Genomic DNA, 22,714 nt, shown 5'->3' with positions numbered 1-22,714 from the left:
CTGTGCCGGAACCGGCACTCAGACCGTCGAAACCGGTCCCTCGTCGCTGTCCTCGCCCACCCACTGGCGCAGCAGCTGCCGATGTTCGCGTGACAGGGTCAGGAAGCGGAAGCCGGTCCAGCTCTGGCCGGGAACGTGTGCGGGCTCGCTCCACAGCAGGTGCACGCCCACGTCGATGGCCTGCTGGCGGCCATCACCCAGTGGCAACGGGAAGCGCAGCTGGTACAACGCATCCTCGCGCAGCGGCACGCTGGCCAGCATCAGCATGCCGGTTTCGGAGACATTGCCGAGGCGTCCGACCACGCACTCGCGCATCTGGTCGGTGACCGGCACCAGGTCCGAGACCTGGCGGCGCGGCGCGCGGCGGGTGTCCTGCGGCGGTACGGCTTTCATGCGGGGGTCTCCTGTGCGCGGCCCGTGGCCAGTGCGCGCAGCGCACCGAGGCTGGCTTCCCAGGCACGGTCGACCAGCCGGCCCTTGTCTTCGGTGACCAGTTGCGCGCGCCCGGCACTGATCTGCCGTGCCAGCGTATCCAGGTCGGTATCGGTGATCTTCTGCCCGCGTGGATTGACGAACAGGGCGTGGCCGGTCAGCAGGCTGTACCAGGACAGGCGCTGGCGGCGCAGCGTGCCATCACCGGTATCGATGTCGAACCAGCTGCCGAACGGCAGCGTGGACAGCTGCTGGTAGGCGGCTTCTTCGGCACTGCTGCGGGGCGTTGCAGGCGCCGTGCCGGTGGGCGCGCCGGCGTGTTCGCCCAGGCGCGCACGTGCCTTCAGGCGGGCACTGAGTTCGGTACGCGAGGTGCTTTCATCCTCGCCACCGGGCGTGGCCAGCCTGCGCGCGACGGCGGCGGCTTCCTCGGCGTGGTAGCCGACCTGCAGCAGTGCGGCCTCCACGTCCGCTGCCAACGCGGTATCGGTGCCGCCGGGGGCGTCGATGGCCTGTGCGGTGATGGCAGCGATGCGCTCGGTCTGTTGCAGGCGTTCCTGCCACTGTGGCGAATCATCGCCATGGCGCAGGCGGGTGAGGGTCAGTGCATCGGCCCAGGCCTGGCGCAACAGGGTCTGCACGAAGCGCGGTGGCGACTGCGTGTCGCAGCACTGGTCGATCTGTGCGGTGGCCTGGCGACGGGCCAGTTCCAATCGTTCCTTGCCGCGCGCGGCTTCCACGTGGCGGCGCTCGGCCAGTTCGGCACGATGGGCCGCCGCGCGCTGGTGCTGCTGCACGTCTTCGTTGGCAGCGGCGAAGGCTTCCGGCGCGCGTGCATCCTGGCCGAGCAGGCCCTGCACGCTCTGCGCCATGCGCTGCAGCAGCTGTGGGTCGACGTCATCGTCGCCCAGCCAGTTGGCGCCGACTTCGGCAATCTGGTTGAGCAGCTCGCGCGCGGGATGTTCGTCGCGTACGAAGAAGCCCGGGTCGGCCATGGCCGCACGTGCCAGGGGCACCTGCAGGCGGGCCAGCAGGGCGGCCGGCACCGGATCGGGACGCTGCTGCTGTTGCACCTGCTGCATCAGCATGCGCAGCAGGTCCAGGTTGTCCCGGTCGTGACTGCCCAGCTGGGCCTGCGCACCATGCTCGCTGCGCAGCTGCGCGACCACGGCCGCCTGCAGGTCGGCCACGCTGGTTGCCGCGCTGGACTGAGCCTGCAGACGCGCGAGTACCGCGTCGACTGCCGCACTGGGCACTGCGCCGCTGTCCGCCGGGGCAGGGCTGGCGTGCCGGGCCTGCTGCAGCAGCTCATGCAAAGCACTGCCGGTGGATGTGGTCACGCCCGGCGTGGCGGGGCCGGCTGCACCACCCTCGTGGAAGGCGTCCTGTACCAGGCTGGACCAGGAGCCGGCCGGTGCCGAACCGTTCCAGCCGGTCAGGGGGGCCGCGCTGCGCTTGGCCGGCTGCGTGGTGCGGCCGCCACCCACCGACTGGGTGATGATCCGACGCGTGCTCGACGAGCGTGCCAGGTAGGGGGTGTAGACCAGCCCCGGCAGTACGCCGGACTGGGCCAGCAGCGCATTGGCACGGTCAAGGATATCGCCCAGCCGTTCCAGTACCTGTCGTTCGAAACTGCGATACAGCGCCAGCTGTACGTCGACGCTCAGCGCGTCCTGTTCGGCAATCCGGCGCACCATCGCGCACAGTGCCTGCGGCGCCAGCGGCAGGGTGTCGGCCTCGAAGGCCGGCGCCGCCGCCAGTACCCCCAGGCGTTGGCCGAGCAGGTTCAGTGTGTTGGTTGAACGCAGGGTTTCGCGCCGCACCATCTCGGTCAGCAGCAGGTCGCGATCCACTTCGTGCTCATCAACCAGCGACAGCCCGAGCATGCCCGGCAGCGCTGGCGGCGTAGCACTGGTGCTGACACCGTTGGCCGGTTCGCGCAACCGTGCGAGGGCGTCGGCAACGGCATCGAGCATGCGGTCGGCGAAGTGGCCAGCGAAGGCGTGCAGCTGTCCACGCTGGGCCATCAGTTCGGCCTGCTGCTGCGGATTGCGTGCGCGATCGGCGTCGTGCAGCAGGGTCTGCTCCAGCGCTTCGACAGTCAGGATCAGGGGCGCGGCCAGCGTCTGCCGGCACAGGCCGATCAGCGCGCCCAGCAGCTCACGTACCCGCGGTGGCAGGTCGCTGGCGGCCAGGCGGTTCTTGTCGGCAGGAGTGATGGAAAAGACAGCTGACATCGGCAGGCGGTATCCGGATTCCCGCGGATCGATCTGGTGAATCTACCGTGTCGGCCGCTGTCGGCGCTACTTTAGGGCGAATGTGCATCCCATTCGCCAGGCATGGCCCGACCGATGAACGGTAGTGCCGGCCGCTGGCCGGCAATCCCCGCCGATCGAGCTGCCGGCCAGCGGCCGGCACTACCCCCTGTCAGGCGAGGATCACTCCTCCAGGAACAGGCTCACCACATCGTTGGTGAAACGGCGGCCCAGTTCGGTCGGCTGCACATGGCCATCGGTCACGTCCAGCCAGCCACGCTGCACGGCCTCGGCCAGCGGTGCATCCAGCACGCTGCGCGACAGCCCGGTACGCGACTCGAAATCGCGCAGGCCGAAGCCTTCGTGCAGGCGCAGCAGATTCAGCATGTACTCGAAGGGCAGGCGCTCAGGCGCGATCACATCGTCACCCCCGAACGAGGCCGGGGTGCCCGCGCTGTCCAGATAAGCCTGCGGATGCTTCAGCTTCCAGCGTCGCAGCACGTGTTCCTCGGCGCCCGAGCTGATCTTGCCGTGCGCGCCGGCACCGATGCCCAGGTAATCGCCGAAGCGCCAGTAGTTCAGGTTGTGCGCGCTCTGCCGGCCAGGGCGTGCGTAGGCGCTCACCTCGTACTGGCCGAAACCGGCCTGCGCCAGCAGCGCCTGGCAGTGTTCCTGCATGTCCCAGGCGTTGTCTTCATCGGGAATGCCCTGCGGCGGCCGCGCGAAGAACACCGTGTTCGGTTCCAGGGTCAGCTGGTAGTGCGAGATGTGTGCCGGCTGCAGCGCGAACGCGCGTTCCAGATCAGCCTCGGCACCGGCCAGGGTCTGTTCCGGCAGCGCGTACATCAGGTCGATGTTGAAGTTGTCGTAACCCGCGTCCTGCGCCATCTTCACCGCGCGCTCGGCTTCGCCACTGTCGTGGATGCGGCCCAGGCGCTTGAGCATGGCGTCGTCGAAACTCTGGATGCCGAAGCTGAGGCGGTTCACGCCGGCTGCGCGGTAGCGGTCGAAGCGGCCATGCTCGGCGGTGCCCGGGTTGGTTTCCAGGGTGATTTCGGCATTGGGCGCGAAACGCAGGCGTGCGCTGGCCTGTTGCAGGAAACGGTCGATGGCTTCCGGCGGGAACAGGCTGGGCGTGCCGCCACCGAAGAACACGCTGTGCACCACCCGGCCCCAGACCAGCGGCAGGTCCTGGTCGAGGTCGCGCAGCAGCGCATCGATGTAGGCATCGAACGGCAGCTCGCCCTTGGCCTGGTGCGAATTGAAATCGCAGTACGGGCATTTGCGCACGCACCACGGCAGGTGCACGTACAGCGACAGCGGCGGCGGCACCAGTCGTACCGAAGTGTCGTGGTCCGCCGAACAGGCTTCGCCGGGCAGGTGGTTGCAGTGGTCGTGGGCGTGCGGCATGGGCATCTTCGGTAGTGCCGGCCGCTGGCCGGCTTCCCTGGTTCGATCGGGTGGCGTCAGTACAGCGTCGCCAGCTGCTGCTTGAGCTGCTGCAGGGCAATGGCACGGTGGCTGATGGCGTTCTTCAGGGCCGGCTCCATCTCCGCGGCGGTCAGGCCGTGGGTGGTGTCCAGGAACACCGGGTTGTAGCCGAAACCATTCGTGCCGCGCAGTTCACGGATGATCTGGCCCTCCCAGCGACCTTCGCAGATCAGCGGCTGCGGATCGGTGGCGTGGCGCAGCAGCACGATCACCGCATAGAAGCGGGCGCCGCGCTGGCCATCGGGAACGTCGGCCATCGCCTCCAGCAGCTTGGCGTTGTTGGCCGCGGCATTGGTCGGGTGGCCGGCATAGCGCGCGCTGTACAGGCCCGGCGCACCGCCGAGGGCATCGACGATCAGGCCGGAATCATCGGCCAGCGCGGGCAGGCCGGTCGCTTCGCAGGCCGCGCGCGCCTTCAGTAGCGCGTTCTCGACGAAGGTCAGGCCGGTTTCTTCCACGTCGCCCAGGCCCAGCTCGGCGGCCGAGGTGATCTGCAGCGGCAGGTCGGCGAGGATCTCCTGCATCTCCACCAGCTTGCCGGCGTTGTGGCTGGCCAGTACCAGTTTCTTCATTGACGGGGCTCCAGCAGGTCCCAGGTGTTGCCATACAGATCGCGGAACACCGCGACCGTTGCATAGGGTTCTTCGCGCGGCGCTTCCAGGAATTCGACCCCGGCGGCCAGCATCGCCGTGTGGTCGCGGTGGAAGTCGTTGGTGTTGAGGAAGAAGGCGACGCGGCCACCGGTCTGGTTGCCGATGCGGCTGCGCTGTTCCTCGTCGCTGGCACGGGCCAGCAGCAGGGCGGCAGCGCTGCCGTCGGTCGGCCCCACCACCACCCAGCGCTTGTGGCCCTGGTCGATGTCCTCCAGCAGTGCGAAGCCGAGCTTGCCGGTGTACCAGGCAATGGCTTCGTCATAGTCGGCCACCACCAGGGTGGTCAGGGCGATGCGCCGGTTCATGCCGACAGCGCCGCCTGCTGTGCGTCCAGCAGCTCGCGCACGCCCTTCTCGGCCAGGCCCAGCAGCGCGTCCAGCTCGTCGCGACGGAAGGCATGCCCTTCGGCGGTGCCCTGCAGCTCGATGAAGCCGCCACCGTCGTTCATCACCACGTTCATGTCGGTGTCGCAGTCGCTGTCTTCGGCGTAGTCCAGGTCCAGCACCGGGGTGCCGCGGTACACGCCCACCGACACCGCGGCCACTGCGCCCAGGATCGGGTTGCGCTTGATGTCGCCACGCTTCATCAGCACGTTCACCGCATCGACCAGGGCCACGTAGGCGCCGGTGATGGCAGCGGTGCGGGTGCCGCCGTCGGCCTGCAGCACGTCGCAGTCGAGGGTGATGGTGCGCTCGCCCAGCGCGTTGCGGTCCACGCACGCGCGCAGGCTGCGGCCGATCAGGCGCTGGATCTCCAGGGTGCGGCCGCCCTGCTTGCCACGGGCCGCTTCGCGGTCGCTGCGGGTGTGGGTAGCGCGCGGCAGCATGCCGTATTCGGCGGTCACCCAGCCTTCGCCCTTGCCGCGCAGGAAGCCCGGCACGCGGTTCTCGACGCTGGCGGTGCACAGCACACGGGTTTCACCGAAGCACACCAGCACCGAACCTTCGGCGTGGCGGGTGAAGCCGCGTTGGATGACGACCGGGCGGAGCTGGTCGGGCTGGCGGCCGCTGGGGCGGGAATCGGACATGGTGCGGGTTCCGTAATGGCGAGGGAGTACGCCGCCACGCCCGCGGCCTTCACGGGGCGGGCAAGGGGGCTCTGGTGAGGGCGCTAGGGTACCATTCCCCCTTTGCACGCACCGGACACAATCCATGATTCGAAGCATGACCGCCTACGCCGGCGGCGAGCGGGTCACCCCGTGGGGCACGCTGGGCTGCGAGCTGCGCTCGGTCAACCACCGCTTCCTGGAGGTCGGCACCCGCCTGCCCGAGGAACTGCGGGCGCTCGAGCCGCAGCTGCGCGAGCGTATCGCCGCGCGCCTGAGCCGCAGCAAGCTGGATCTGGTGATGCGCCTGCGCGCGCCGGAAGCGGCCGCCAACCTGCAGGTGGACGAGGCCCTGCTGGGCCAGCTGGGCCGCCTGGCGCACCGCCTGACCTCCGATTTCCCCAATCTGCAGGTCAGCTTCACCGATCTGCTGCAGCTGCCGGGCGTCACCCGTGGCGAGGCCACCGATGCCGCCGCCCTGCAGGTCGAGGCACTGGCCCTGCTGGACCAGGTGCTGGATGGCTTCGTCGAGGCCCGTGAGCGCGAAGGCGGCAAGTTGTCCGCGGCCATCAGCGAGCGCGTGGACGGCATCGAACGCATCGCTACCGAAGTGCGCACCTTGATTCCGGCCATTCGCGACGGCCAGCGCGCCAAGCTGGCCGCCCGCCTGGCTGACCTGCCGCACCCGGTCGACCCCGGTCGCGCCGAGCAGGAACTGGTGCTGTGGCTGCAGAAGCTGGACGTGGATGAAGAGCTGGACCGCCTCGGCAGCCACATCGTCGAGATCCGCCGCGTGCTCAAGCAGCGCGAGCCGGTCGGCCGCCGCCTGGACTTCCTGCTGCAGGAGTTCAACCGCGAAGCCAACACGCTGGGCTCGAAGTCGGTGGACAGCCGCACGTCCAATGCCGCGGTGGAGCTGAAGGTGCTGATCGACCAGATCCGCGAACAGGTGCAGAACATCGAGTGATAGGGCGTGGCCGGGCGTGCCGTCAGGTCATCGAAGATGCGTGCCCTGGCGGTTGGGACGAGCGTGTGATGGGTGATCATTGATCCGCCTGGGTACGCATTTGGGGGATATTCAACGTCTCCCCTTCAATGCGCGGGCTGCGCCTACCTCCCTAGCGCTGCAGCAGTTCGGTGTATTGCTTGTAGCTGAACTGCTGGTTCCGTTTCTGATTCCCGGTACCGACAAGGACGTCAACGCTTTGCAGGACTTTGACAGCCGCGCTGGCGGTGGGAAATGTCACCCCCAGCCTTTCAGCTGCAAATGTAATGGTGAAGCGCGGCATCGTAGGCAGCATTTCGAACAAGCGGATCGCCTGCACCGTGCCGTCTTTCGCAGCCATGACCTTTCTCCGGTCGGCTGCGATGAGTGAGGCGATGTCGATGATGTTTCTTTGGGCGTTCTCGGCGGCTTCGGTCGTGCAGTCGAGGAAGAAGCGGATCCAACTCTCCCAGTCGCCATCGGCGCGGATGGCCGACAGAAGCCGGTAGTACTCGTCTTGATGTTTCTTGAGTTCGCCAGAGACATAGAGCAGTGGCTCCGGCAGCAGCTTCCAGTCTTCCAGCAATGCTGCAATCAGCAAGCGGCCTATGCGCCCATTGCCATCAAGGAACGGGTGGATCGTTTCGAACTGTGCATGGATCAAGGCAATGCGGACCAGAGGAGGAAGGTCTGTCGTAGGCTCGTGGATATAGCGCTCCATCTCACCCAGCAACCGTCCGACTTCCATGTGAGGAGGGGGGACGTAAAGAGCATTGCCTGGCCGGGTACCTGCGATCCAGTTCTGGGAGCGGCGCACTTCACCAGGTAACTTCTGCTCGCCGCGCGCACTGTTCAAAAGGATGCTATGTGCTTCGCACAACAGGCGCGTTGAGATCGGCAGGCCCCAATCGTGTTTCAGCTGGTCTCGCACATACGCGAACGCTTGCAGGTAATTCGTCACGTCGCTGACGTCCGTGGTACTGGCCACGTCGATTCCGGATTCTTGATCCAGCAGATCCGTCAGTGTCGCCTGAGTGCCCTCCATCTGGGAGGTCAACAAGGCCTCCTTGCGGATGGAGCTGTAGATCAGCCATTCAGCAGAAGCGACCAAACCCGACATGGCGGAGAGCCGTCCCAGCGCCGCCTCGGCTGCCGCATTGGCCATGTAGCAAGCAGGATCAAGGGGCGGCATCGTGGGCGGCAATGGATGGGGCACGAAGGCCTTGACAAGCTCGCCGCCCGAATCGGTGGTGGTGTAAGTGCCGGTGGTCCTGGGCATTTGCGCTCCTGGCGAGGCGTTGTTAAAGGGATCTTTAAGAATCCCGGCCGCTATTAAAGCATTCTTTAATAGTGCTGAGGTTGCTCCCAGTGGCACGTTATCCGAGCAAACCGATGAAGTGGTGCCGCCGCCATGGCTGCGGATCTCAACGACGGGGGATGCGCGCCCGAGGCAAGAACATCTCAAACCACCCTGACGCCCGGCGCTCCCTCGCTCAAACGCCCCACCACGGACGCCTGGCCGAATCCCGCGTCGTGGAAGCTGGCCAGCACCGCATCCACTGCCTCCGGGGCGCAGGACACCAGCAGACCGCCGCTGGTCTGCGGGTCGGTCAGCAGTGGCTGCCAGTGGGCGGCCAAGCCCTCGGCGAAGCGCACCTCGGCGCCGTACGAGGCCCAGTTGCGGTTGGAGGCGCCGGTTACGCAGCCACGTTGCAGCAGGTCCAGGGTCTGCGGCAGCAGCGGCACCTGTGCACTATCCACCTCGGCGGCCACGCCACTGGCGCGGCACACTTCCAGCAGGTGGCCGAGCAGGCCGAAGCCGGTGACGTCGGTCATGGCATGCACACCGTCCAGCGCGGCCAGCGGTACGCCCACGGCGTTCAGGCGGGTGGTCGACTCGATCATCTGACGGTAGCCCTCGACATCCAGCACTTCTTTCTTCAGTGCCGACGAATACACGCCCACCCCCAATGGTTTGCCCAGCACCAGTACGTCACCGGCGCGTGCATCGGCATTGCGCTTGAGCCGTTGCGGATCGAGCACGCCGATCGCGGCCAGGCCGTAGATGGGTTCCACCGAATCGATGCTGTGGCCACCAGCCACCACGATGCCGGCATCAGCGCAGGCGCGTTCGCCACCCTGCAGGATGCCACGGATGGTGTCCTGCGGCAGGCTGTTGATCGGCATGCCGACGATGGCCAGCGCGAACAGTGGCCGCGCGCCCATCGCGTACAGGTCCGACAGCGCATTGGTGGCGGCGATGCGGCCGAAGTCGAACGGGTCGTCGACAATCGGCATGAAGAAGTCGGTGGTGGCGACGATCGCCTGATGGTCATCGAGGCGGTACACCGCCGCGTCGTCGCTGGTCTCGCGGCCGACCAGCAGCTCGGCCGGTGCCGGAAGCGCTGGAACGCCACGCAGCAGTTCGGTCAGCACGCCGGGCGCGATCTTGCAGCCGCAGCCACCGCCATGCGCGAGAGACGTCAGTCGTTGCGGGGCATCGGCCGTTGAAGGAGCGGGGGACTGCGCGTGCGTGGCCATGCCGACATCTCCTGCGGAAACACGAATGGCGGAAGGCAGCAGGAGTCGAACCTACCAGGGAACGATCGACGCCCCCTACTGGGTTTGAAGCCCAGCCGCATGCCCGGATGCGCATGCCTTCCGAAAGTACGGCGGTACCGGTGGGCTCAGTCGCGGGCCGCGTTCCACTGCAGGTCGCCGCGCGGCCGATGCTGGTCACCGACGCGTCGAGTGTAGCCAACGCGATTGAAGAACTCCAAGATCTGGATGCTGCGTTTGCGGCCCAGGCCGATGGCATCGCGGAACGCTGCCGCATCCACCGTGCCGCTGGCCTGTGACAGCTGCGCGACGATAGCAGCGAGTTCCGCAATGCGCGCGGGTGAATAGAACAAGTCCGGTACCACCTGGAACAGTTCACCACGTGCGGCGGCGCGGCGCAGGACGGCGCGGACCTCGTCTTCGGCCAGTCCGGCGTCGGCGGCCAGGGTGCGCACCCACGGTGGATCGAAGCCACCGGCATGCAGTTGCGGCAGCACGCGTTCCAGCAGAAGGCGTTCGCGTTCCGGCGGCGCATGGTCATGGCCGGGCAGGCGCCACCACGCGCCCACGCGCTGCAGCGTGCCATCGGCCAGCAGATCCTGCAGCAGCGCATTCCAGAGGCTCGCTGCAAGCGAGGGCAGGGTACTGCGCTGCAGGCGCCCGCTGTCGACGCCGGGTTCGTCGGGGCGTCGCTCATGCCATCCACGCAGTGAGGTGATTACCTGCTCGCGCAGCGCCTGCCAGTGCGGTGCGAGGATGATCACCGTGTCATCGCGGGTAGCGATGCGTCGCGCGTCCTCGGGCAGGTCGATGCGGTCGGCGGCGCGTCGGCAATAGCGTTGCAACGCGGTGAGGGGAATGCCGGCAGGTGCCTGCTGCAGCAGCGGGACAACACCGGCACCGGCCGCCAGCTGCTCCAGTGCCCCCAGCCAGGCCAGCCGCGCAGGACTGCGCCGACGCCGCTGCGGAGGATCCGGATCGAGCACGACGCCACCGCCCAGCGTGTGGGTCGCGGCGGAATCGCGGGCGATGAAGCGATCGCCACACATCGCGCAGACCTCTGCATCGAACACCAGCTGCACCAACTGACCATCGCCGTGGTCGTGGTCTTCCAGCAGCACTACATGGGCCTGCCGGTGCATCGTGCCCCAGTGGATGTGCAGCGGTGACCAGTCGCGCAGTGGCGGCGCCAGTGCGGAAAGTCGCAGGCGCACGTCGACGCGGGTAGTGGCCAGCAGCGCGCGTGGATCGGCAATCCAGTCGCCACGGCGGATGTCGTCGCGGGCGATGGCGGCCAGGTTCAGTGCGCAGCGTTGCCCAGCCATCGCGTGCTCGCTGGCCTGGTTCTGCGCATGGATGCTGCGTACGCGCACGTCGGTGGCGGCTGGCATCAGCTGCAGATGCTCACCCACCGCGGCGATGCCGCCATGCACCGCGCCGGTTACCAGTGTGCCGTGGCCGGCCAGCGAGAACACGCGATCCACCGGCATGCGGAACAGTTCGCTGCGCAGTTCGGCCTGGCGTGTGCTGGCATCGTCCGCCGCCCATGCGTGCAGCTGGGTACGCAGTGCGCTGATGCCGGCATCGTCGGGTGCGGTGCTGTTGCAGGCGAACAGAGGAGAATCCTGCAGCGGTGTCGCGGCCAGTAGCGCGGCAATCTCGATCTCGACCCGGGCGAGGCGTGCCGCATCCACACGGTCGATCTTGGTCAGCGCCACCGCGCCGCGATCCACGCCCAGCAGCTGCAGGATGGCCAGATGCTCGCGGGTCTGTGGCATCACGCCGTCGTCGGCAGCGATCACCAGCAGGGCGACATCGATACCCGTGGCGCCGGCCACCATCGTGTGCACGAAGCGCTCATGGCCTGGCACGTCGACGAAGCCCAGCGTCGCGGCGGGGCCTTCGACGTCCCTGCGTTCCACCGGGACATAGGCGTAGCCCAGTTCGATCGATATACCGCGCGTTCGCTCTTCCTGCAGGCGATCGGTTTCGATGCCGGTCAGCGCGCGCACCAGGCTGGTTTTGCCATGGTCGATATGCCCGGCGGTGCCGACGATCATGCCTGCAGCGCGCTCCATTGGGCGAGGAAGTCGGCTTCGTCGGCCGGTTCCAGGCAGCGCAGGTCCAGCCATAGCGCGTCATCGGCAATGCGGCCCAGCACGGGCCGCGGTAGCTGACGCAAGCGCTTGGCCAGGCGATCCAGTCCGCCACGGCGCGCGCTGGTAATACGCAGTCCGGCGCTGGCCAGCTGCGCCTGTGGCTGGGCGCCGCTGCCGATCTGGCTCTGCATTGGTGACCGTTCAAGATCGTAGTCGGCCGCGAGCACGGAACGCATCGGCTGCAGCAGGCGCTGGGCCTGCACATCGATGACCTCCTGCGTGCGTGACAGGGTGCGCAGGGTCGGCAGTCGCTGTGCCAGCAGCTCCGGCTCGCGGTACAGGGCCAGCACCGCTTCCAGTGCGGCCAGGCCCATCTTGTCCATGCGCAGTGCCCGCTTCAGCGGGTTGCGGTTGATCCGCGCGATCAGGTCGGCGCGGCCGGCGATGATGCCGGCCTGCGGACCACCCAGCAGCTTGTCGCCACTGAACGACACCAGGTCGGCGCCGGCCGCCAGCGTTTCCTGCACGGTGGGCTCGTGCGGCAGGCCGAAGGCCGCCAGATCACACAGGCTGCCACTGCCCAGGTCCACCACCAGCGGCAGGCCATGCTCGTGCGCGATGGCCGCCATTGCCGCGGTGTCGACCTTGGCGGTGAAGCCGGTGATCGCGTAGTTGCTGGCGTGTACCTCCATCAGCAGTGCAGTGCGCGCGCTGATGGCATTGGCGAAGTCGGCCGGGTGAGTGCGGTTAGTGGTGCCCACTTCCAGCAGCCGCGCGCCGGCACTGCGCATCACATCGGGAATGCGGAAGGCGCCACCGATCTCCACCAGCTCGCCGCGTGACACCACCACGTCGCGACGGTTGGCCAGGCTGTTGAGCAGCAGCAGGACCGCCGCCGCATTGTTGTTGACCACAGTGGCGGCTTCAGCGCCGGTCAGTTCGCAGATCAATGCCTGCACCCGTGCATCGCGGTCGCCGCGACGGCCGCGGCTGATGTCGAATTCAAGATCCACCGGCGCGGTCATCGCGCGGGTGACCGCGTGCACGGCGGCATCCGGCAGCAAGGCGCGGCCGAGATTGGTGTGCAGCACGGTGCCGGTCAGATTGAACATCGGCTGCAGATCCTGCCGTGCGTCAGCGGCCAGTGCGGCCTCGACTGCTGCCACCAGCGCCGGGCCGTCAACCGCTTCCTGCAGCTGCGTGGCCGAGAGCTGGCCGGCGCTGATACGGTCGCGCAGCACCTGCAGGTGCGAACGCAGCAGCTGGGTGATACGGCTGCGGCCGTGGCCCTCGATCAGTGCTGCCAAGGCAGGCAGACGCAGCAACCGGTCCAGCGAGGGCAGGGCGGAAACCGATGCCGGGGTGGGGGGCGTGGCTGTCATCGCCTCACTCGCCGTCGGATTGCCACAGCAGCGGATTCTGGCTGGCACGCGCATACCCTTCCTCGCCCAGCAGCAGGTCCAGCGCCAGCGTGCCGAGGTCGTCGGCCACCGGCTCCAGCGACGGGTCTTTTTCCAGATACAGGATCTTGCGGTAGCTGTGGCAGTGGTCGCAGGTCTCGGCACGGACCGCGCTCTCGCGCACCGCCTCGCCGCTGTCGCCGTCCACATCGGCCAGGGCGCGATAGGCGATGTCCTTGCCGGCGGCACCACACTGGCTGCACTGCACGCGTACGTAGTGCCACTGGCAGGCACACAGCGAGCACGACAGGTAGCGGTAGGAGGCATAGGGCGGCCGCGCCTGCACCACGCTGACCACCGGCAGGGTGCCGCACAGCGGGCACAGCCCCGGTGCATCGGCCAGCGGCTTCAGCTCGGTGGGGCGGAAGCTGTCCGCCAGCACCGCCCAGTAGACCTGCAGCGCATTCATCACCAGCAGCGCAGCCACCGCATCCACCGACGGCGCGTCATCGCGCTCCAGCACCGCATGCGCCTGCGCATCCAGCCACCCGTCATCGGCAGCAGCAACGCGCTGCAGTTCCTGGCGGGTTTCCGCCGGCAGGCCGGCTTCTTCAGCGCAGTGCTGGCATAGCGTGCGCAGCCAGCCGCGCCAACAGCCATCCAGCTGAAGTGTGTTGGCCGGCCGCAACGGCATCCCGGCGCCGGCCGCCGCACTCGACTGCTGTGCACGCGCCTGTGCCTGAAGTTCCTCGCGTTGCTGCGGTGTCAGATCCTCCAGCAGCGCCTGCTGCGCATCGGCCAACGCCGCCAGCAGCTGCAGGTAACCACCGATGGCACTGTGTGCAGCCAGACTGCGCAGGCGGTCCGCACGTCCGGCAAACAGCGACGCGGTATCGGGCAGGATGATGCGCGGCACATCGCGCGAGGCCAGCGTCTCGATCTCACCGGGTTCAAGGATGCGTTGCGCCATGCAGGGCCAGCCAGAAGAACCAGGCTCCATCCTCGCCGTTGTCAGCGCCGGCGTCCAGCGCACAGCTGGCCATTTGAAATGGTTGGGGTCAGATCCGTTTTCCATAGGAAAACGGATCTGACCCCATCGGTTGTTGCCGTGTTCATCGTGTCGACCAAGGTCGACACCCACCAACAGCAACGCAGAACGCCGTCCCGACAGATCGCAGAAGTCTGTCGAAGGCGGGGTGGGTCCGGTTGCGGGGGCGTGAGCCGCATGGATGCGGCGACCGAGCTTACATGGACGTACTTGCAGCGGCCCCCGCGACCGGCCCCACCCCGCCATCCCTCAGGAAACCCGCTCTTGACGTTGATGTTGACGTTGATCCAGCGGGTGCAGGGCCGCAGGCCCTGCCGCTACCCCTCTTCCCGCCGTCCGCGCAGGATGTCCCGGAACCACTGCCGGTGATGCTTGTATGCCCACCCGTAGGTCACCTTGCCCTGGGTCATCGCCCGCACCGAGCCCTTGATCCAGATCGCTGCATAGATGTGCACGACGATCGCGCACACCAGCACCCAGCCGAACAGCGCATGGGCAAGCACCGAGAAGCGGATCACCCCGATCGGGAAGAAGTGGCTGAAGTACTGCCGCCAGATCACGAAGCCGGTCAGCAGCAGCGCCGACAGGCAACCGATGATGGCCCAGAACAGCAGCTTCTGGCCGGCATTGAAGCGGCCCACCGGCGGCAACTTCTCATCCTCGTTGCGCAGTACATCGCGCATGCCGCGCATCCACTTGCCATCGTCGGCGGTCGGCAGATTGTCGCGCCACATGCGGAACGCCAGCAAGGCAAAGCCCACCACCATCACCAGGCCGATGAACGGGTGCAGGATGCGCGTCCATGGCCCACCGCCAAACAACTGGGTCAGCGGGAACAGGGCAGGGTGGAACAGCGCCAATCCGGACAGCGCGGTCAACACGAAGCAGATCGCCACAATCCAGTGATTGATGCGGGTCGGCGCGCGGTAGCGGATGATCTGCCGCGGGTGCGGGGCGTACTTCATGGCCGCTGCTCCTCTTCGATCTTCTTCGCCTCGTGCTCGGCTTCCTCTTCTTCCTCGTCATTGACCGTGTTGCGGCCGATGCCGATGTAATGCAGGAAGCCGGCGAAGGCGGTAGCGGCAATCGCCAGCACGCCCAGCGGCTTGGCCACGCCCTTCCACACCTCCACCATCGGGCTGATGCGCGGGTCCTTCGGCAGGTCGGCATACAGTTCCGGCTTGTCCACGTGCTGCAGCACGTACATCACATGGGTGCCGCCCACACCCTGCGGGTCGTACAGGCCGGCGTTCTCGTAGCCACGCGATTTCAGGTCCTCCACGCGGCCGGCAGCATGCTCGGTCATTGCCTGCTTGCTGCCGAAGGTAATCGCACCGGTCGGGCAGGTCTTCACGCAGGCCGGTTCCTGGCCCACCGCCACCCGGTCCGAACACAGCGTGCACTTGTAGGCCTTGTGGTCCTTCTTGGAGATGCGCGGCACGTCGAACGGGCAACCGGTCACGCAGTAGCCGCAGCCGATGCAGTTCTCTTCCTGGAAGTCGACGATGCCGTTGGCGTACTGGATGATCGCGCCCGGCGACGGGCAGGCCTTCAGGCAGCCCGGATCGCTGCAGTGCATGCAGCCTTCCTTGCGGATCAGCCACTCCAGCTTGCCCTTCTCGTCCTCGTACTCGCGGAACTTCATCACCGTCCACGACTGTTCGCTCAGGTCGGGCGGGTTGTCGTAGCTGCCAACGCAGCTGCCGACCTCGTCGCGCAGATCATTCCACTCCATGCAGGCGACCTGGCAGGCCTTGCAGCCGATGCACTTGCTCACATCGATCAGCTTGGCGACCTGGCCGGTGTGCGCGCCACGCGCCTCCGGCGAGGGCGTGGTGGTGGCCGAGCGGCGGATGATGTCCAGGGATTGCAGTGACATGGCGTGTCTCCTACACCTTCTCGACCTTGACCAGGATGCACTTCGATTCGGGCGTCTGCGAGTTGCCGTCACCGATGGCGTTGGTCAGCGTATTGGCGATGTATCCGGGCTTGGCCGCACCGAGGAAGCCCCAGTGGATCGGCACGCCCACCTGGTGCACGGTTCTGCCATCAATCTGCAGGGCCTTGATGCGCTTGGTCACCATCGCCACCGCTTCGATGTGCCCGCGCTTGGAACTGACCCGCACGCGGCTGCCGTTGTTGATGCCCAGCTCATCGGCCAACGCCGCGCCGATCTCGACGAACTGCTCGGGCTGGATGATGGCGTTCAACTTGCCGTGCTTGGTCCAGAAGTGGAAATGCTCGGTCAGGCGGTAGGTGGTGGCTACATGGGGGAACTCGTCCGGCGAACCGATCTGTGCGCGATCGCTGGCGAACACGCGTGCCGCCGGGTTGTTCAGCGTCAGTGCCTGCCCCGGGCTGAGCGGGTTGCTGCGCAGCGGGGTATCGAATGGTTCGTAGTGCTCCGGGAACGGGCCCTCGGCCATGCCGGCCTTGGCGAAGAAGCGGGCGATACCCTCTGGGTTCATGATGAACGGGCCCATGCCGCCGGCGGGATCTTCGTCGGCCTTGAAGTCCGGCACGTCCACGCTGCCCCAGTTCTTGCCGTTCCAGGCCAGCAGCGTGCGGCGTGGATCGAACGGCTGGCCGGCCACGTCGCACGAGGCGCGGTTGTACATCACGCGGCGGTTGGCCGGCCACGCCCAGGCCCAGCCCAGCGTGTTGCCGATGCCAGTGGGGTCGCTGTTGTCACGCCGCGCCATCATGTTGCCGGTCGGGCCCCAGGCACCGATGTAGATCCAGCAGCCGGAGGAGGTGCTGCCGTCGTCGCGCAGGTCGCCGAATGCGGCCAGCTGCTCGCCAGCCTTGCGCACCAGCTTGGTCGGGTCCTTCGGATCGAACACGTCGGCCAGCGCCTTGCCGTTGTATTCCATCGCCAGTTCTTCCGGCGTCGGCAGTTCCGGGTTGGAGTACTTCCAGGCCAGGTCACGCACCGGCTCCCACCACGCACCGCCGTCCTTCTCGTACATCGCTTTGATGCGATGGAACAGCTCGGACATGATCTCGATGTCGCTGCGCGCTTCGCCCGGCGGATTGGCCCCCTTCCAGTGCCACTGCAGCCAGCGCGAGGAGTTCACCACCGCGCCGTTTTCCTCGGCGAAGGAAGTGGTCGGCAGGCGGAATACTTCGGTCTGGATCGTGCTCGGGTCAACGTCGTTCAGCGCGCCATGGTTCTGCCAGAACGCGATGGTCTCGGTTTCCAGCGGGTCCATGCTGACCATGAACTTCAGCTTGGAGAACGCACTGATCAGCTTGCCCTTGTTCGGCGCCGAAGCCAGCGGGTTGAAGCCCTGGCAGATGTAGCCGTGGATCTTGCCCTCGTTCATCAGCTCGTACGCCTGCAGCATGTCGTACGGCTTGTCGAGCTTGGGCAGATGGTCGAAGCACCAGTTGTTGTCGGCGGTAGCGGCGTCGCCCCACCACGACTTCATCAGGCTGACGTGGAACTTCGGGTAGTTCTGCCAGAACGACATCTGGTTGGCGCGCAGCGGCTTCTGCGTGCGCTTGGCGATGTAGGCCTCGTAGTCCTGCTCGTCCTGTTTCGGCAGGGTCAGGTAGCCGGGCAGCAGGTCGGACATCAGGCCGATGTCGGTCAGGCCCTGGATGTTGGAATGCCCGCGCAGCGCGTTCATGCCACCGCCGGCCACGCCGATGTTGCCCAGCAGCAGCTGCACCATGGTGCCGGCACGAACGTTCTGCGCACCGATCGAGTGCTGCGTCCAGCCCAGCGCGTACAGGATGGTCATCGCCTTGTCCTTGCCGGCGGTGGACGCAATCATGTCCCAGACCTGGCGGATGCTGTCGGCGGGCGTGCCGCAGATGCGTTCGACCATCTCCACGGTGTAGCGCGCGTAGTGCTGCTTGAGCAGGTTGTAGACGCAGCGCGGGTCCTTCAGCGTCGGGTCGCTGCGCACGAAGCCATCGTCACCGTAGGCGTAGTCCCAGCTGGAACGGTCGTAGCTGCGCTTCTCCTCGTTGTAGCCCGAATACAGGCCGTCCTTGAAGGCGAACTCGTCCTTCACCAGGAACGACATGTCGGTGTAGTTCAGCACGTACTCGTGCTGGATGCGGTCCTCGGTCAACAGGTAGTTGATCAGGCCGCCCAGGAACACGATGTCGGTGCCGGTACGGATCGGCGCATACACGTCGGCCACCGCGGCCGAGCGGTTGAAGCGCGGATCGACCACGATCAGCCGGGCCTTGTTGTGTGCCTTGGCCTCGGTCACCCATTTGAACCCGCACGGGTGTGCCTCGGCGGCATTGCCACCCATGATCAGGATCAGGTCGGCATTCTTGATGTCGACCCAGTGATTCGTCATCGCACCACGGCCTAGCGTCGGGGCAAGACCTGCCACCGTCGGGCCGTGTCAGACACGTGCCTGGTTGTCGAATGCCAGCATGCCAAGGGAGCGCACGACCTTGTGGGTCAGCACCGCGGTTTCATTGCTGGTCGCCGAGGCGGCGAGCATGCCGGTGGTCAGCCAGCGGTTGACCGTCTGCCCGGCCTCGTTCTTCTGCACGAAGTTCGCATCGCGGTCTTCCTTCATCAGCCGCGCGATGCGGTCCAGCGCATCGTCCCAGCTCAGCCGCTTCCACTCGTTCGAGCCCGGTGCGCGGTACTCGGGGTAGAGCAGGCGTGACTTGCTGTGGATGATGTCGGCCAGGCCGGCACCCTTCGGGCACAGCGTGCCGCGGTTGACCGGATGGTCCGGGTCACCCTCGATATGGAAGATGCTCGGCTCGGCGTTCTTGGCGCCATCGCCGAGGCTGTACATCAGGATGCCGCAGGCCACCGAACAATACGTACAGGTGTTGCGGGTCTCGGTCGCGCGGGTCAGCTTGTACTGCCTGACCTCCGCGAGCGCGATGCCGGGCGCGAAGCCCATCAATGCCAGGCTGGAGCCGACCAGGGTTGTCCCGGTCACTTTCAGGAACTGGCGGCGGCTCATCGATGGCATGCCGTTCTCCTGGGATGGCGGGGAGGCGCAGGCCTCCGGGCTGTCGTTGGGTACGGCCCGGTTATAGCACAGGCCCCCGCACGCCCATGTGGCACAAGGCCCGGCGCCTGCCGGACGGGCGCGCAACGCGGCCGCTCTGGTAAAGTTGCGTGCCCGCCCCCCGGGGAAGCGTCTGCCGGGCCTGGTTCCAGGATGTTCCGCGCAGCCCCCGCCGTCCTGGCGCGATCCTCCGCGCCGGATCTGGAACACCGAGGAAAAATTTTGCGAAATCAACCAGTTGGGTTCCGCGCATGAGCGCCCCGTCGAAGCCGTCGGACGCCGTTGCGCGCGGCACGCTGTACATCGTTGCCGCCCCGTCCGGCGCCGGCAAGAGCAGCATCGTCAATGCCACCCTGGCGCGTGACCCGCAGATCGCCCTGTCGATCTCCTTCACCTCGCGCGCGATGCGCCCGGGTGAAGTGAATGGCCAGCACTACCATTTCGTCTCTGCGGAGAAGTTCGAGGAAATGATCGCCGCCGGCGACTTCTTCGAGCATGCCTGGGTGCATGGTGACTGGAAGGGCACCGCCCGCCAGTCGGTGGAGCCGCAGCTGGCCGCCGGCCAGGACGTGCTGCTGGAAATCGACTGGCAGGGCGCGCAGCAGGTACGCCAGCTGGTGCCGGGCACGGTCACCGTGTTCATCCTGCCGCCGTCCAAGCAGGCCCTGCAGGACCGCATGCGCAAGCGCGGCCAGGACAGCGAGGCGGTCATCGCCCAGCGCCTGGGCGCAGCCCGTGACGAGATGCTGCACTTCAACGAGTTCGACTACGTCATCGTCAACGAGGTGTTCGACACCGCCGTGGACGAGCTGTGCGCCATCTTCACCGCCAGCCGCCTGCGCCGGGAGGCCCAGAAGGTCCGCCACGCAGGCCTGATCCAGGCCTTGTTGACCCCCGATCCGGGCGCAACTGACTGATTCCAAAAGAATCGGGTAGGGGTTGGCTTGATTTTGTCCAGCCCCTGCCAGTACACTCCGTCCCCTTTCCCTCATTCGACTGAGCGGCCGACCGGTCGCCGGGAGCCCGTATGGCCCGCATCACCGTAGAAGATTGCCTGGAAGTCGTTAACAACCGTTTCGAACTGGTCATGATGGCTTCCAAGCGTGCCCGCCAGCTCGCCAACGGCGTGCAGGCCACGCTGGACAACAGCGAGACCGAGGACAAGCCGACCGTGCTGGCGCTGCGCGAAATCGCCGCCCGCAAGATCGACAACGCGCTGATCGACGAAGTCGAGAAGGCCGAGCGTGAGCGCGCCGAGCGCGAAGCGCTGGAGTGGGCTGCCGCGGAAGTGGTCGCCGACGAAGACATGTCCAAGAACGACGATTGATCGCATCGATCAACGTAATCGTTTGGATGTGCCGAACAGCCCGCCCCGTGCGGGCTGTTTCGCATTCAGGATTTGCCGTAAACGTCGCGCTGGAATAGGCTTCGGGCATGAACCCAGGCCCCACTGCCAAGGTCGCCGCAGCCCCCGCTGCCGCCGTACCCGACTACGTCCTCCAGCTTGAACGCGCCGCCCATTACCTGCCGCCGGAACAGCTGCCGCTGTTGCGCCGTGCCTGGGAAGTCGGAGCCGCCGCACACGCCGGGCAGACGCGCAAGTCGGGCGAGCCCTATATCACCCATCCGGTGGCCGTGGCCCAGGTGCTGGCCGAGCTCGGCTTGGACGTGGAGGCGCTGATCGCCGCGATCCTGCACGACACCATCGAAGACACCCCGCTGACCCGTGAAGCGCTGGCTGCCGAGTTCGGCGAAGCCGTGGCCGAACTGGTCGACGGCGTGACCAAGCTGGACAAGCTGAAGTTCCGCGACCGCCAGGAAGCGGCCGCCGAGAGCTTCCGCAAGATGCTGCTGGCGATGTCGCGCGACCTGCGCGTGATCATGATCAAGCTGGCCGACCGTCTGCACAACATGCGCACGCTGGGCGCGCAGAGCCGCGAAGCGCGCGGCCGCATCGCCCGCGAGACGCTGGAGATCTATGCGCCCATCGCCCAGCGCCTGGGCATGAGCCTGGTCAAGAGCGAGCTGCAGAACCTCGGCTTCAAGGCGCTGTATCCGTGGCGCCACGCGATCCTGGAAAAGCACATCCGCAGCCAGCCGGTGGTCCGCCGTGAAGCGCTGGCGCAGGTGGAAGTGCAGCTGTCGCAGCGGTTGGCGAAGGAAGGCATCGAGCACCGCCTGGTCAGCCGCATCAAGACCCCGTGGAGCATCTACAACAAGATGCGCGACGAGAACAAAACCTTCGACCAGGTGATGGACGTGTTCGGCTTCCGCCTGGTGGTGCGCAGCGTGCCCAGCTGCTACCACGCGCTGGGTTCGGTGCATGCCACGTTCAAGCCGCTGGATGGGCGTTTCCGCGATTTCATCGCCATTCCCAAGGCCAACGGTTACCAGTCGCTGCATACGGTGCTGTTCGGGCCGTATGGTTCGCCCATCGAAGTGCAGATCCGCACCGAAGAGATGGACCTGATCGCCGAACGTGGCGTGGCCGCGCACTGGACCTACAAGTTCGGCGGCGATTCACCGAACAGCGCGCAGAGCCGCGCACACGCCTGGATCGTTGAACTGATCGACTCGCAGCGTGCCGCCGGTTCCTCGCTGGAGTTCCTCGACAACGTCAAGGTCGACCTGTTCCCGGACGAGGTCTACCTGTTCACCCCGAAGGGCAAGATCCTGGCCCTGCCGCGCAATTCCACCGCGCTGGACTTCGCCTACGCCGTGCATACCGACGTCGGCAACATGGCCGTGGCCTCGCGCGTGGACAAGAAGCTGGTGCCGTTGCGCACCAAGCTGGTGTCGGGCCAGTCGGTGGAGATCATCACCGCACGCTCGGCCACGCCGAAACCGCAGTGGCTGGAATTCGTGGTTACCAGCAAGGCGCGCACCGCCATCCGCCACCAGCTCAAGCAGCTGGAGCACGAAGACGCCGTGCAGCTCGGCCACCGCATGCTCGACCGTGCGCTGGAGGCGATGGATTCCTCGTTGGAGCGGCTGCCGAAGGGGCGCCTGGATGCGTTCCTCGCCGAGCACCGCTTCCCGCGCCTGGAGGCGCTGCTGGCCGAGGTCGCACTGGGCAACTGGATGCCGACGCAGGCTGCACAGGCGCTGATGGCCTACGCCGAACTGCGTGGCGGCCCGCATTCGCGCCACCACTCGCAGGAAAAGATCCTGATCAACGGCAGCGAGCGCGGCGTGGTCACCTTCGCGGGCTGCTGCCAGCCGATTCCCGGCGACGAGATCATGGGCTACCACACCGCCGGCAAGGGCATCGTGGTGCACCGCATGGACTGCCCCAACCTGGCCGAACTGCGCAAGTCGCCCGAGCGCTGGGTGCCGATCGGCTGGGACACCACCGTTTCCGGCGACTACGACACCTCGCTGGTGGTGGAAGTGGAGAACGGCACCGGCGTGCTGGCGCAGCTGGCCGCCGCCATCGCGCAGAGCCATTCCAACATCGAGCGTGTGGACTACCTGGACCGTGATTTCAACGCCGCCGTGCTGGCGTTCAACATCCAGGTGCGCGACCGCAACCATCTGGCCGAAGTGATGCGCCGCCTGCGCCGCCTGTCGGTCGTGCAGTCGGTACGCCGCCAGTAATACGAACCCGGTAGTGCCGGCCGCTGGCCGGCAACTTCGCGGTGCTTCCGACGTTCATGGGTTGCCGGCCAGCGGCCGGCACTACCGAAGCGGCGCGGTAGATCCACGCCATGCGTGGATGCGCCCCCACCCGGTACAATCACCGCTCTGTTT

Annotated in this window: 18 protein-coding genes and 1 tRNA gene; 4 read left to right on the top strand and 15 right to left on the bottom strand. The window is 66.8% G+C overall.

The window, feature by feature from the left end; translation table 11 throughout:
• Window positions 1-18: 18 nt before the first annotated feature.
• The 6 genes from ACZLIB_RS18735 to rph all read right to left on the bottom strand — a co-directional run bounded on the left by ACZLIB_RS18735 (window position 19) and on the right by rph (window position 5,858).
• Window positions 19-393 carry a PilZ domain-containing protein gene (locus tag ACZLIB_RS18735; RefSeq protein ID WP_180838787.1) on the bottom strand — a complete coding sequence of 125 codons (375 nt, stop codon included), beginning with the start codon at window positions 391-393 and terminating at the stop codon, window positions 19-21.
• Window positions 390-2,669 carry a DUF1631 family protein gene (locus tag ACZLIB_RS18730; RefSeq protein WP_478468394.1) on the bottom strand — a complete coding sequence of 760 codons (2,280 nt, stop codon included), beginning with the start codon at window positions 2,667-2,669 and terminating at the stop codon, window positions 390-392. The genes ACZLIB_RS18735 and ACZLIB_RS18730 overlap by 4 nt, the downstream gene beginning before the upstream one ends.
• Window positions 2,670-2,870: 201 nt before the next feature.
• Window positions 2,871-4,097: a radical SAM family heme chaperone HemW gene (hemW, locus tag ACZLIB_RS18725; RefSeq protein ID WP_049461727.1), complete on the bottom strand. Its 1,227-nt coding sequence runs from the start codon at window positions 4,095-4,097 to the stop codon at window positions 2,871-2,873.
• Between the two features lie 56 nt (window positions 4,098-4,153).
• Window positions 4,154-4,750 carry an RdgB/HAM1 family non-canonical purine NTP pyrophosphatase gene (rdgB, locus tag ACZLIB_RS18720; protein ID WP_014038346.1) on the bottom strand — a complete coding sequence of 199 codons (597 nt, stop codon included), beginning with the start codon at window positions 4,748-4,750 and terminating at the stop codon, window positions 4,154-4,156.
• The gene (locus ACZLIB_RS18715) at window positions 4,747-5,136 is read right to left on the bottom strand and encodes a VOC family protein (protein ID WP_164081171.1); all 390 of its coding nucleotides are present in this window, start codon (window positions 5,134-5,136) and stop codon (window positions 4,747-4,749) included. Before ACZLIB_RS18715 ends, rdgB begins: the two co-directional genes overlap by 4 nt.
• Complete coding sequence (gene rph, locus ACZLIB_RS18710) at window positions 5,133-5,858, bottom strand: ribonuclease PH (protein WP_012512000.1); 726 nt, start codon at window positions 5,856-5,858, stop codon at window positions 5,133-5,135. Before rph ends, ACZLIB_RS18715 begins: the two co-directional genes overlap by 4 nt.
• Window positions 5,859-5,982: 124 nt before the next feature.
• Here rph and ACZLIB_RS18705 point away from each other — a divergent pair, with 124 nt between their 5' ends.
• Window positions 5,983-6,843 (top strand): YicC/YloC family endoribonuclease, encoded by an 861-nt coding sequence (locus tag ACZLIB_RS18705; protein WP_478468393.1) that lies wholly within the window; start codon window positions 5,983-5,985, stop codon window positions 6,841-6,843.
• A 151-nt stretch (window positions 6,844-6,994) separates the two neighbouring features.
• On the opposite strand, the gene ACZLIB_RS18700 is transcribed toward ACZLIB_RS18705, so the two are convergent.
• From ACZLIB_RS18700 to fdnG, 9 genes are all read right to left on the bottom strand, one after another.
• Window positions 6,995-8,140, bottom strand: coding sequence for a Fic family protein (locus ACZLIB_RS18700; RefSeq protein ID WP_071228189.1), 1,146 nt, complete (start codon window positions 8,138-8,140; stop codon window positions 6,995-6,997).
• Between the two features lie 182 nt (window positions 8,141-8,322).
• Window positions 8,323-9,402: a selenide, water dikinase SelD gene (gene selD / locus ACZLIB_RS18695; RefSeq protein ID WP_478468391.1), complete on the bottom strand. Its 1,080-nt coding sequence runs from the start codon at window positions 9,400-9,402 to the stop codon at window positions 8,323-8,325.
• 26 nt (window positions 9,403-9,428) lie between these two features.
• Window positions 9,429-9,524: transfer RNA gene (locus ACZLIB_RS18690), tRNA-Sec, on the bottom strand.
• Window positions 9,525-9,548: 24 nt separating this feature from the next.
• Window positions 9,549-11,480, bottom strand: coding sequence for a selenocysteine-specific translation elongation factor (selB, locus tag ACZLIB_RS18685; protein WP_478468390.1), 1,932 nt, complete (start codon window positions 11,478-11,480; stop codon window positions 9,549-9,551).
• Entirely contained in the window at window positions 11,477-12,901 is a 1,425-nt protein-coding gene (gene selA, locus ACZLIB_RS18680; protein ID WP_478468389.1) for an L-seryl-tRNA(Sec) selenium transferase, read from the bottom strand. Before selA ends, selB begins: the two co-directional genes overlap by 4 nt.
• Window positions 12,902-12,905: 4 nt before the next feature.
• Window positions 12,906-13,889, bottom strand: a complete 984-nt coding sequence (gene fdhE, locus ACZLIB_RS18675) for a formate dehydrogenase accessory protein FdhE (RefSeq protein WP_049400727.1) — start codon at window positions 13,887-13,889, stop codon at window positions 12,906-12,908.
• Window positions 13,890-14,284: 395 nt separating this feature from the next.
• Window positions 14,285-14,932: a formate dehydrogenase subunit gamma gene (locus tag ACZLIB_RS18670; protein WP_478468388.1), complete on the bottom strand. Its 648-nt coding sequence runs from the start codon at window positions 14,930-14,932 to the stop codon at window positions 14,285-14,287.
• Complete coding sequence (fdxH, locus tag ACZLIB_RS18665; protein ID WP_012481154.1) at window positions 14,929-15,846, bottom strand: formate dehydrogenase subunit beta; 918 nt, start codon at window positions 15,844-15,846, stop codon at window positions 14,929-14,931. The genes ACZLIB_RS18670 and fdxH overlap by 4 nt, the downstream gene beginning before the upstream one ends.
• 10 nt (window positions 15,847-15,856) lie before the next feature.
• Window positions 15,857-18,925 (bottom strand): formate dehydrogenase-N subunit alpha, encoded by a 3,069-nt coding sequence (gene fdnG / locus ACZLIB_RS18660; protein WP_478468387.1) that lies wholly within the window; start codon window positions 18,923-18,925, stop codon window positions 15,857-15,859.
• A 290-nt stretch (window positions 18,926-19,215) separates the two neighbouring features.
• Here fdnG and gmk point away from each other — a divergent pair, with 290 nt between their 5' ends.
• The 3 genes from gmk to ACZLIB_RS18645 all read left to right on the top strand — a co-directional run bounded on the left by gmk (window position 19,216) and on the right by ACZLIB_RS18645 (window position 22,561).
• Window positions 19,216-19,881: a guanylate kinase gene (gmk, locus tag ACZLIB_RS18655; protein WP_014038334.1), complete on the top strand. Its 666-nt coding sequence runs from the start codon at window positions 19,216-19,218 to the stop codon at window positions 19,879-19,881.
• A 110-nt stretch (window positions 19,882-19,991) separates the two neighbouring features.
• Window positions 19,992-20,291 carry a DNA-directed RNA polymerase subunit omega gene (gene rpoZ, locus ACZLIB_RS18650; protein ID WP_005410877.1) on the top strand — a complete coding sequence of 100 codons (300 nt, stop codon included), beginning with the start codon at window positions 19,992-19,994 and terminating at the stop codon, window positions 20,289-20,291.
• Between the two features lie 107 nt (window positions 20,292-20,398).
• Window positions 20,399-22,561 (top strand): RelA/SpoT family protein, encoded by a 2,163-nt coding sequence (locus tag ACZLIB_RS18645; RefSeq protein ID WP_019661980.1) that lies wholly within the window; start codon window positions 20,399-20,401, stop codon window positions 22,559-22,561.
• Window positions 22,562-22,714: the final 153 nt, after the last annotated feature.

It is taken from the genome of Stenotrophomonas sp. 220_Sma (assembly GCF_056487375.1).
Note: the sequence above shows the minus strand (reverse complement) of the source record. Positions and strands in the feature narration are given on the sequence as shown.